We start from the raw sequence: 11,531 nt of genomic DNA on the forward strand, positions 1-11,531 counted from the left end.
AATCAAAAAAGAAAAGGAGAATAGTATGTATCAAGTTGGAAATTTTGTTGAAATGAAAAAACCTCATGCTTGTATAATTAAGTCAACAGGAAAAAAAGCCAATCGTTGGGAAATTACACGTGTAGGAGCAGATATCAAAATCAAATGTAGCAATTGCGACCACCTTGTTATGATGAGTCGCTATGATTTTGAACGAAAAATGAATAAGATTATTGACTAAGAACCCTTAGTTAGAGAGTTAGCAAGTTTTCCCTTTTTGTGTTATAATGTTAGGGATTGAAATGAGAACGGAGAATGAGAAACTATGGCTTTAACAGCAGGTATCGTTGGTTTGCCAAACGTTGGTAAATCAACCCTTTTTAATGCAATTACAAAAGCAGGAGCAGAGGCGGCAAACTACCCATTTGCGACTATTGATCCAAACGTTGGGATGGTGGAAGTTCCAGATGAACGCCTACAAAAACTAACAGAAATGATTACTCCTAAAAAGACAGTTCCAACAACCTTTGAATTTACAGATATTGCAGGGATTGTAAAAGGAGCATCAAAAGGAGAAGGTTTAGGAAATAAATTCTTGGCCAACATCCGTGAAGTAGATGCGATTGTTCACGTAGTTCGTGCATTTGATGATGAAAATGTGATGCGCGAGCAAGGACGTGAAGACGCCTTTGTGGATCCACTTGCAGATATTGATACTATTAACCTGGAGTTGATTCTTGCTGACTTAGAATCAGTTAATAAACGCTATGCGCGTGTAGAAAAGATGGCAAGAACCCAAAAAGATAAGGAATCTGTGGCAGAGTTTAATGTCCTTCAAAAGATTAAACCAGTCCTTGAGGATGGAAAATCAGCTCGAACTATTGAATTTACAGATGAAGAACAAAAGGTTGTCAAAGGTCTCTTCCTTTTGACCACTAAACCAGTTCTTTATGTTGCTAATGTGGATGAGGATGTAGTTTCAGATCCAGATTCTATCGAATATGTGAAGCAAATTCGTGAATTTGCAGCGACAGAAAATGCTGAAGTAGTAGTTATTTCCGCGCGTGCTGAAGAAGAAATTTCTGAGTTGGATGATGAAGATAAGCAAGAGTTTCTTGAAGCACTTGGATTGACAGAATCAGGCGTTGATAAGTTGACTCGAGCTGCTTACCATCTACTAGGACTCGGAACTTACTTTACAGCTGGTGAAAAAGAAGTCCGTGCTTGGACCTTTAAGCGAGGGATGAAAGCTCCTCAAGCAGCTGGTATTATCCACTCAGACTTTGAAAAAGGTTTTATTCGTGCAGTAACCATGTCATATGAGGATCTAGTAAAATATGGATCTGAAAAGGCTGTAAAAGAAGCTGGGCGCTTACGTGAAGAAGGAAAAGAATACATCGTTCAAGATGGCGATATCATGGAATTCCGCTTTAATGTCTAATAATATTTAACAAATAGTGTCAAATAGGTTGGAAAAAAATTCCAACCCTTTTGGCTTTTGAAAGGAAAATAAATGACTAAATTACTTGTTGGATTAGGAAATCCAGGGGATAAATATTTTGAAACCAAGCATAACGTTGGATTTATGTTGATTGACCAATTAGCTAAAAAACAAAATGTCACTTTTACACATGATAAGATATTTCAAGCTGACCTAGCATCTTTTTTCCTCAATGGAGAAAAAATTTATCTGGTCAAACCAACAACATTTATGAATGAAAGTGGAAAAGCGGTTCATGCTTTATTGACTTACTATGGTTTGGATATTGAAGATTTACTCGTTATTTACGACGACCTTGACATGGAAGTCGGGAAAATTCGTTTAAGAGCAAAGGGATCAGCAGGTGGTCATAATGGCATTAAGTCTATAATTCAACATATAGGTACTCAAGTCTTTAACCGTGTTAAAATAGGTATTGGAAGACCTAAAAAAGGCATGTCGGTTGTTCATCATGTTTTAAGTAAGTTTGATCAGGATGACTATGTGGGTATTTTACAGTCTATTGACAAGGTTGACGATGCTGTAAATTACTATTTACAAGAGAAAAACTTTGAGAAAACAATGCAGAGGTATAATGGTTAAATGGTGACTTTATTAGATTTATTCTCAGAAAAGGACCAGATAAAAAAATGGCATCAAAATCTGATAGATAAGAAAAGACAACTAATACTTGGTTTATCAACGTCTACCAAGGCTATTGCAATTGCAAGCAGTCTAGAAAAAGAAAATAAGATTGTGTTACTGACTTCAACTTATGGAGAAGCAGAACGAATTATCAGTGATCTTCTTTCTCTCTTAGGAGAGGAATTTGTCTATCCTTTTTTGGTTGATGACTCTCCTATGGTAGAGTTTTTGATGTCTTCGCAAGAAAAAATCATTTCGCGGGTTGAGGCCTTGCGTTTTTTGAGTGATTCGTCTAAGAAAGGGATTTTAGTTTGTAATATCGCAGCGAGTCGATTGATTCTAGCCTCTCCGACTAGATTTAAAGAAAGTACTATAAAAATTGCAGTTGGTGAAGAATATGACCAACACGAGCTACTTCACTGGTTAAAGGAAATTGGATATCGAAAAGTTACTCAAGTACAGACACAAGGTGAGTTTAGTATTCGAGGAGACATTTTAGATATTTTTGAGATGTCTCAGTTAGAACCTTTCCGAATCGAGTTTTTTGGCGATGAAGTAGATGGTATTCGTACTTTTGAAGTCGAAACACAATTATCGAAAGAAAATCAGACAAATCTCACTATCTTTCCAGCTAGCGACATACTTTTGAGAGAAAAAGATTATCAACGAGGACAGTCAGCTTTAGAAAAGCAAATTTCAAAGACTCTATCACCAATTTTAAAATCATATTTGGAAGAGATTTTGTCAAGTTTTCATCAAAAACAAGTACATTCAGATAGTCGAAAGTTTTTGTCCTTATGTTACGATAAAACATGGACTGTATTTGATTATATTGAAAAAGATACACCAGTATTCTTTGATGACTATCAAAAATTGATGAATCAGTATGAATCCTTTGAAAGAGAATTAGCACAATACTTTACAGAAGATTTACAGAATGGTAAATCATTTTCTGGGATGCAGTATTTTGCAGATACAGAGCAAACCTATAAAAAACAAAGTCCAGTTACCTTTTTCTCCAATCTGCAAAAGGGCTTAGGAAATCTTAAGTTTGATCACATTTATCAATTTAATCAATACCCCATGCAAGAGTTTTTCAATCAATTTTCATTTTTAAAAGAAGAAATTGAGCGATACAAAAAAATGGACTACACTATTGTTTTGCAGTCTAGCAATTCAATGGGAAGTAAAACATTGGAGGATGTTTTAGAGGAATATCAGATCAAATTGGATTCCAAAGATAAGTCAAGTATCTGTAAAGAATCTGTAAACTTGATTGAGGGTAATCTAAGACATGGTTTTCATTTTGTAGATAAAAAAATTCTCTTGATTACTGAACATGAGATTTTTCAAAAGAAATTAAAACGTCGTTTTCGAAGACAACATGCTTCAAACGCAGAGCGATTAAAAGATTATAATGAACTTGAAAAAGGGGATTATGTTGTTCACCATATCCATGGAATTGGTCAATATCTAGGAATCGAAACAATTGAAATCCAAGGCATTCACCGTGATTATGTCAGTGTACAGTATCAAAATGGTGACCAAATCTCCATCCCAGTAGAGCAGATTCAGTTACTGTCTAAATATGTTTCAAGTGATGGTAAACCTCCTAAACTCAATAAATTAAATGACGGTCATTTCAAAAAGGCCAAGCAAAAAGTTAAGAACCAAGTAGAGGATATAGCTGACGATTTAATCAAGCTTTATTCTGAGCGTAGTCAGTTGAAGGGGTTTGCTTTCTCAGCTGATGATGATGAGCAACATGCTTTTGATGATGCTTTCCCTTATGTTGAAACGGATGATCAACTTCGTAGTATTGAGGAAATCAAGAGAGATATGCAGGATTCTCATCCCATGGATCGACTTTTAGTTGGGGATGTTGGTTTTGGAAAGACTGAAGTTGCAATGCGTGCAGCATTTAAGGCTGTCAATGATCACAAACAGGTGGTCGTTCTAGTTCCAACGACGGTTTTAGCGCAACAGCACTATACGAATTTTAAGGAACGATTCCAAAATTTTGCTGTTAATATTGATGTGTTGAGTCGCTTTAGAAGTAAAAAAGAGCAGGCAGAGACACTTGAAAAATTAAAGAATGGTCAAGTCGATATTTTGATTGGAACGCATCGTGTTTTGTCTAAAGATGTTATGTTTTCTGATTTGGGCTTGATGATTATTGATGAGGAACAACGATTCGGTGTTAAGCATAAGGAAACTTTGAAAGAACTAAAAAAACAAGTAGATGTTCTAACCTTGACAGCAACACCAATCCCTCGTACTCTCCACATGTCTATGCTGGGAATCAGAGATTTGTCTGTTATTGAAACTCCTCCAACCAATCGCTATCCAGTTCAAACCTATGTATTAGAGAAGAATGATAGTGTCATTCGTGATGCTGTCTTGCGTGAAATGGAGCGTGGAGGTCAAGTTTACTATCTTTACAATAAAGTTGACACGATTGACCAGAAGGTTTCAGAATTACAGGAGTTGATTCCAGAGGCTTCTATTGGGTATGTTCATGGACAAATGAGTGAAATTCAGTTGGAAAATACTTTATTGGATTTTATTGAAGGACAATATGATATTTTGGTGACAACTACTATTATTGAGACAGGGGTAGATATTCCAAATGCCAATACCTTATTTATTGAAAATGCAGACCATATGGGTTTGTCAACCTTGTATCAATTAAGAGGAAGAGTTGGTCGTAGCAATCGCATCGCTTATGCCTATCTTATGTATCGTCCAGAAAAATCAATCAGTGAAGTTTCTGAGAAGAGATTAGAAGCGATTAAGGGATTTACAGAATTAGGCTCAGGATTTAAGATTGCGATGCGAGATCTTTCGATTCGTGGAGCAGGAAATCTCCTAGGAAAATCGCAGTCTGGTTTCATTGATTCTGTTGGTTTTGAATTGTATTCACAGTTATTAGAGGAAGCTATTGCTAAACGGAACGGTAATGGGAATAAAAGAATCAAAGGAAATGCTGAGTTGATTTTACAAATCGACGCCTATCTTCCTGACACTTATATTTCTGACCAACGACATAAGATTGAAATTTACAAGAAAATTCGTCAAATTGACAATCGTGTCAACTATGAAGAACTACAAGAAGAATTGATGGATCGATTTGGAGAATACCCAGATGTAGTAGCCTACCTTTTAGAGATTGGTTTGGTTAAGTCATATTTGGACAAGGTCTTTGTAGAACGTGTGGAAAGAAAAGATAACAAGATTACAGTTCAATTTGAAAAAGTCACTCAACGACTATTCTTGGCTCAAGATTATTTTAAAGCCTTATCTGCAACGAACTTAAAAGCAGCTATAGCTGAGAATAAGGGATTAATGGAAGTTGTATTTGATGTCCGAAACAAGAAGGATTATGAAATTTTAGAAGGTTTGCTGATTTTTGGAGAAAGTTTATTAGAGATAAAAGAATCAAAGGAAGCAAATCCCATTTAACATTTTTCTTCTATAAAAAGGATAAAAATGGTACAATAATAATTTGAGGTAATAAAAATGAGATTAGACAAGTATTTAAAAGTATCACGAATTATTAAGCGCCGTACAGTCGCAAAAGAAGTAGCAGATAAAGGTAGAATCAAGGTAAATGGAATTTTGGCCAAAAGTTCAACGGATTTGAAAGTTGATGACCAAGTTGAAATTCGCTTTGGAAATAAGTTGTTGCTTGTTAAAGTACTAGAAATGAAAGATAGTACAAAAAAAGAAGATGCAGCAGGCATGTATGAAATTCTCAGTGAAACACGGGTAGAAGAAAATGTCTAAAAATATTGTACAGATGAATAATTCTTTTATTCAAAATGAACATCAACGTCGTCGTTACCTGATGAAGGAGAGACAAAAACGAAATCGTTTTATGGGTTGGGTCCTTATTTTGATGATCTTGTTGTTTATTTTACCAACTTATAACTTGGCCCAAAGCTATGATCAGTTACTGCAACGACGTCAGCAATTAACAGAGTTGAAAGAGCAGTACCAAACTCTTAGTGACGAAAAGGATAAGGAATCTGCTTTTGCTGCAAAGTTGAAAGATGAAGACTATGTAGCAAAGTATGCACGCGCCAAGTACTATTACTCAAAGAAACGAGAAGCAATTTACACAATTCCTGATTTGCTTCCGAGGTAATGTCATGGAAAATTTATTGGAAGTTGTTGAGCAATTTTTAAGTTTATCAGATGAAAAATTAGAGGAATTGGCAGCTAAAAACCATTTATTACGATTACAAGAAGAAAGGGAAGAGAAGAATGCGTAAGTTCTTAGTAGTTTTATTGCTACCTGCTTTTATCATAACCTCAAGAGTAGTTAGCACAGAAAAACAGCTTCCTTACTCTTCGCAAGAAATTTATTATCTAACTGAGTCTGATTATGGATTCTACTATAAAGAAACTCTGGAATCCCCAATGGTATACGGAGAAACAGCAGTCTATGCTAATGAGGATCTTGTCAAGGAGTCTGGTAAATTGACTCCTGGAACCGCCTTTAAAATAGTAGAATGGCGTTTGAATAGACAAGGTGTTCCTGTTTTTAAATTAGATAATCACCAGTTTATCCCTGCAGATAAGCGTTTGATCTATGATCAAAGTCAAGTTCAAACTCAAAATAGACAAGTATGGTTGGAGCAGGGGTTTGTTATCTATAACAGCCCTTATGACACTAAAGAAATTTCTTCATCCCTCTCTCCCTATCAACGCGTAACGGTGGATAGAGCTCTCTTTGCTGAAGGACAAGAATTTCTTCATATCGATCAAGTTGGATGGGTATCAAAAGAGTTCACCTCAGAAGAAGACAATCGCATCCAGAAGGTTCAAGAAGTTTTATCAAACAACTATCAGAATGAAAATTATTCTATTTATGTTAAACAACTGAGTACAGGTAAAGAGGCTGGGGTGAATGAAGACAGCAAACTCTATGCAGCTAGCATCTTGAAACTAGCCTACCTTTATTACGCTCAAGATAAGATAAATCAAGGGGAATATACGCTAGACAGCAGCTTCAAGTATATCCCAGAAGTAAATAGTTTTCCTGGTTCCTATAAACCAGAAGGTAGTGGTAGCTTACCTAAAAAAGAAGACAACAAAGATTACAGTCTTCAACAGTTAATTACCAAGGTAACAAAAGAGTCTGATAATGTTGCTCATAATATTTTAGGTTATTACGTGACCAATCAATCTGACGGGGCTTTCAAAGAAAAAATGTCCACCATTATGGGCGAAGATTGGGATGTGAATGATAAACTAACTTCTTCAAAAATGGCTGGAAAGGTCATGGAAGCTATTTATAATCAGAATGGTTTTGTCCTAGAGTCTCTAGGTAAGACCGATTTTGACAACCAACGAATCGCAAAAGGTGTTTCGGTTAAGGTAGCTCATAAAATTGGAGATGCCGATGAGTTTAAACATGACACTGCCATTGTTTATACGGATTCTCCTTTTGTTCTTTCCATTTTCACCAAAAATTCTGATTATGATACTATTGCTAAGATAGCTAAGGATGTCTATGAGGTTCTAAAATGAGGGACCAGGATTTTTTAAATCATTTTCTCCGAAAAGAGTATTTCAAAAAACATTCGAAAGTCTTATTAGCTCTGTCTGGTGGACTGGATTCGATGTTTTTATACCATCTATTGTCTACTTATCAAAATGAGTTGGGAATTGAGTTGATTTTAGCACATGTCAATCACAAGCAGAGAAGGGAGTCTGACTGGGAGGAGAATGAACTAAGGAAGTTAGCTGATTCAGCTGGACTTCCTATTTATATCACAAGCTTTTCAGGAGACTTTTCAGAAGCGCGTGCTCGAGAGTTTCGTTATAATTTTTTTAGGAAAATCATGAAAGAGGTTGGAGCGACTGCCTTGGTCACTGCCCACCATGCAGATGATCAGGTTGAAACGATTTTGATGCGCTTGATTCGAGGAAGTCGACTACGTCATTTAACGGGAATAAAAGAAAGTCAAGTAGTTGATGATATTGAAATTGTCCGTCCCTTGTTGCCTTTTCATAAAAAGGATTTTCCATCAATTTTTCATTTCGAAGATCAAACAAATCAGGAAAATACCTATTTTCGCAATCGCATTCGGAATAGGTATTTACCAGAACTTGAAAAAGAAAATCCTCGTCTTAAATCAGCCCTTTTAGATTTAGGAAGGGAAATTTCAGATTACCAAGCAACAATAATGGAACTTTCTGAACAGATTGATGTGGAAGATTTGAATGAGCTATTTTCATACTCTCAACAAACTCAAGGAATCTTGCTCCAGAACTATCTCAATCAATTCCCAGACTTAAATCTTACGAAGTCTCAGTTTGATGAAGTTAGACAGATTTTAGCAAGGAAAAGCCAGTATCGTTATCCATTGAAAAATGGCTATGAATTGATAAAAGAGTATCATCATTTTCGAGTTTGCAAAATCAGTCCTCAGGCTGATGAAAAGGAAGATGAACTTGTGTTACACTATCAAAATCAAGTTCGACATAAGGGCTATTTATTTTCCTTTGGTATTCCTATTGAAGGAGAGTCTGTTCAAAAAATAAATGTTTCACGAGAAACTTCGATACGGATTAGAGGTCGAAAACCTGGCGACGTTATTATCTTAAATGGTCATCGAAAGAAATTGAGACGCTTATTTATAGATTTGAAAATCCCTATTGAAAAACGAAAAACAACCCCTATTATTGAGCAATTTGGAGAAATTGTCTCAATTTTAGGAATTGCGACCAGTGATTTGAGTAAAAACACGAAAAATGATATAATGAACACTGTAATTTATATAGAAAAAATAGATAGGTAAAAAGATGTTAGAACACGATATTAAAAAAATCCTCGTTTCACATGATGAAATTACAGAAGCAGCTAAAAAGCTAGGTGCGCAACTAACAAAAGAATATGAGGGGAAAAATCCAATTCTTATTGGAATTCTGAAAGGATCAATTCCTTTTATGGCTGAATTGGTTAAGCATATTGATACGCATATCGAGATGGACTTCATGATGGTATCTAGTTACCATGGTGGAACAGCAAGTAGTGGTGTCATCAATATCAAACAAGACGTGACTCAAGATATCAAAGGAAGACATGTTTTATTTGTAGAGGATATCATCGATACAGGTCAAACTTTGAAGAGTTTGAGAGATATGTTTATTGCAAGAGAAGCAGCTTCTGTTAAAATCGCGACTTTGTTGGACAAACCAGAGGGACGTGTTGTTGAAATTGAAGCGGATTACACTTGCTTTACTATTCCAAATGAGTTTGTAGTAGGTTATGGTTTGGACTATAAAGAAAATTATCGTAACCTTCCTTATGTCGGAGTATTGAAAGAAGAAGTTTATTCAAATTAGAAAGATCTATCTTTAATGAAAAAACAAAATAATGGTTTAGTTAGAAATCCATTTCTCTACTTGTTAATTATCTTCTTCCTAGTGACAGGATTCCAGTATTTTTACTCTGGAAATACTGCTGGACGAAGCGAAAAAATTAACTATACAGAACTGGTAAAAGAAATTACTGCAGACAATGTAAAAGAATTAACCTATCAGCCAAATGGTAGCATCATTGAAGTGTCTGGTGTTTATAAAAATCCTAAGACTAGTAAAGAAGAAACGGGAATTCAATTTTTCACTCCTACAGCTACAACAGTAGAAAGATTCTCAAGTACTATTCTTCCGTCTGATTCAACAGTTTCAGAATTGCAAAAACTTGCTTCTGAACATCAGGCAGAAGTAACAGTCAAACATGAGAGTTCAAGCGGTATGTGGATCAATATCCTTGTCTCTGTTGTGCCATTTGCTATTCTTTTCTTCTTCTTATTCTCTATGATGGGAAATATGGGAGGAAATAGTGGCCGAAATCCAATGAGTTTTGGACGTAGCAAGGCCAAAGCTGCTAACAAAGAAGATATCAAGGTACGATTTTCAGATGTTGCAGGTGCCGAGGAAGAAAAACAAGAATTAGTTGAAGTTGTTGAATTCCTAAAAGATCCAAAACGATTTACCAAACTTGGTGCGCGTATTCCTGCGGGTGTTCTTTTAGAGGGACCTCCGGGAACAGGTAAGACCTTACTTGCTAAGGCGGTTGCTGGAGAAGCAGGAGTTCCATTCTTTAGCATCTCAGGATCGGACTTTGTAGAAATGTTTGTCGGAGTTGGGGCTAGCCGAGTTCGTTCACTTTTTGAGGATGCAAAAAAAGCAGCACCAGCCATCATCTTTATCGATGAAATTGATGCCGTTGGTCGCCAACGTGGTGTCGGTCTTGGTGGAGGTAATGATGAACGTGAACAAACCTTGAACCAACTCTTGATTGAGATGGATGGTTTTGAGGGAAATGAAGGAATTATTGTTATCGCTGCGACGAACCGTTCAGATGTTCTAGATCCAGCTCTTCTCCGTCCAGGACGTTTTGATAGAAAAGTCTTAGTTGGTCGCCCTGATGTTAAAGGTCGTGAAGCAATCTTGAAAGTTCACGCTAAAAATAAACCTCTGGCAGACGATGTGGATTTGAAACTAGTTGCCCAACAAACTCCAGGTTTTGTGGGAGCTGACTTGGAAAATGTTCTAAATGAGGCAGCCTTGGTTGCAGCCCGTCGCAACAAGTCAGTCATTGATGCTTCAGATATTGATGAGGCAGAAGACAGAGTGATTGCTGGACCATCTAAGAAGGATAAAACAGTATCACAAAGAGAACGGGAATTGGTTGCTTATCATGAGGCTGGACATACTATTGTTGGTTTAGTCTTGTCAAATGCCCGTGTTGTTCATAAAGTTACCATTGTACCACGTGGACGTGCAGGTGGTTACATGATTGCGCTTCCGAAAGAGGATCAAATGCTTCTATCTAAGGAAGACATGAAAGAACAATTAGCAGGTTTGATGGGTGGTCGTGTAGCTGAAGAGATTATCTTTAATGTCCAAACGACAGGAGCTTCAAATGACTTTGAACAAGCTACACAGATGGCGCGTGCAATGGTCACTGAATACGGTATGAGTGAAAAACTTGGCCCAGTTCAATACGAAGGTAATCATGCTATGTTTGGTGCACAAAGTCCTCAAAAATCAATTTCAGAACAAACAGCCTATGAGATTGACGAGGAAGTTCGTTCATTATTAAATGAGGCACGAAACAAAGCAGCTGAAATCATCCAATCAAATCGTGAAACTCATAAGTTGATTGCAGAAGCATTGTTGAAATACGAAACATTAGATAGTACACAGATTAAATCTCTTTACGAAACAGGGAAAATGCCTGAGACAGTAGAAGAGGAATCCCATGCACTATCTTATGATGAAGTAAAATCAAAAATGAGTGAAGAAAAATAAATTTAGAGAGGTTCAACCTCTCTTTTATGTTCTAATGTGATGGCTACCGAGCGGATGCCTTGATAGTTGACCCTCCTCGTACAGGCTTAGATGATAA

Annotated in this window: 11 protein-coding genes; all 11 read left to right on the forward strand. The window is 36.5% G+C overall.

Annotated features, from left to right (window positions below; genetic code table 11):
• Nucleotides 1-25 precede the first annotated feature (25 nt).
• The 11 genes from MK395_RS08445 (at nt 26) to ftsH (ending at nt 11,434) form a co-directional block, all read left to right on the forward strand.
• Nucleotides 26-220: a DUF951 domain-containing protein gene (locus tag MK395_RS08445; RefSeq protein ID WP_000285178.1), complete on the forward strand. Its 195-nt coding sequence runs from the start codon at nt 26-28 to the stop codon at nt 218-220.
• Between the two features lie 84 nt (nt 221-304).
• The gene (gene ychF / locus MK395_RS08450; protein WP_001218702.1) at nt 305-1,420 is read left to right on the forward strand and encodes a redox-regulated ATPase YchF; all 1,116 of its coding nucleotides are present in this window, start codon (nt 305-307) and stop codon (nt 1,418-1,420) included.
• A gap of 72 nt (nt 1,421-1,492) precedes the next feature.
• Nucleotides 1,493-2,062: an aminoacyl-tRNA hydrolase gene (gene pth / locus MK395_RS08455; RefSeq protein WP_061453864.1), complete on the forward strand. Its 570-nt coding sequence runs from the start codon at nt 1,493-1,495 to the stop codon at nt 2,060-2,062.
• Entirely contained in the window at nt 2,063-5,566 is a 3,504-nt protein-coding gene (mfd, locus tag MK395_RS08460) for a transcription-repair coupling factor (RefSeq protein WP_268711663.1), read from the forward strand. It abuts the gene before it with no gap.
• A gap of 57 nt (nt 5,567-5,623) precedes the next feature.
• A complete protein-coding gene (locus tag MK395_RS08465; RefSeq protein WP_001234975.1) occupies nt 5,624-5,890 on the forward strand; it encodes an RNA-binding S4 domain-containing protein in 267 nt (88 codons plus the stop codon).
• Complete coding sequence (locus MK395_RS08470) at nt 5,883-6,251, forward strand: septum formation initiator family protein (protein WP_000041922.1); 369 nt, start codon at nt 5,883-5,885, stop codon at nt 6,249-6,251. Before MK395_RS08465 ends, MK395_RS08470 begins: the two co-directional genes overlap by 8 nt.
• A 4-nt stretch (nt 6,252-6,255) precedes the next feature.
• Entirely contained in the window at nt 6,256-6,378 is a 123-nt protein-coding gene (locus MK395_RS08475) for an SP_0009 family protein (protein WP_000429343.1), read from the forward strand.
• Nucleotides 6,371-7,639 (forward strand): serine hydrolase, encoded by a 1,269-nt coding sequence (locus tag MK395_RS08480; RefSeq protein ID WP_049505003.1) that lies wholly within the window; start codon nt 6,371-6,373, stop codon nt 7,637-7,639. The genes MK395_RS08475 and MK395_RS08480 overlap by 8 nt, the downstream gene beginning before the upstream one ends.
• The gene (gene tilS / locus MK395_RS08485; protein WP_268711664.1) at nt 7,636-8,913 is read left to right on the forward strand and encodes a tRNA lysidine(34) synthetase TilS; all 1,278 of its coding nucleotides are present in this window, start codon (nt 7,636-7,638) and stop codon (nt 8,911-8,913) included. The genes MK395_RS08480 and tilS overlap by 4 nt, the downstream gene beginning before the upstream one ends.
• A 4-nt stretch (nt 8,914-8,917) precedes the next feature.
• On the forward strand, nt 8,918-9,460 hold the full coding sequence (gene hpt, locus MK395_RS08490; RefSeq protein WP_000889404.1) for a hypoxanthine phosphoribosyltransferase: 543 nt from the start codon (nt 8,918-8,920) through the stop codon (nt 9,458-9,460).
• 15 nt (nt 9,461-9,475) lie between these two features.
• The gene (gene ftsH, locus MK395_RS08495; protein WP_042903093.1) at nt 9,476-11,434 is read left to right on the forward strand and encodes an ATP-dependent zinc metalloprotease FtsH; all 1,959 of its coding nucleotides are present in this window, start codon (nt 9,476-9,478) and stop codon (nt 11,432-11,434) included.
• The last annotated feature ends 97 nt before the right edge of the window (nt 11,435-11,531 follow it).

The organism is Streptococcus oralis, assembly GCF_026782085.1.
Taxonomy (GTDB): domain Bacteria; phylum Bacillota; class Bacilli; order Lactobacillales; family Streptococcaceae; genus Streptococcus; species Streptococcus oralis_DA.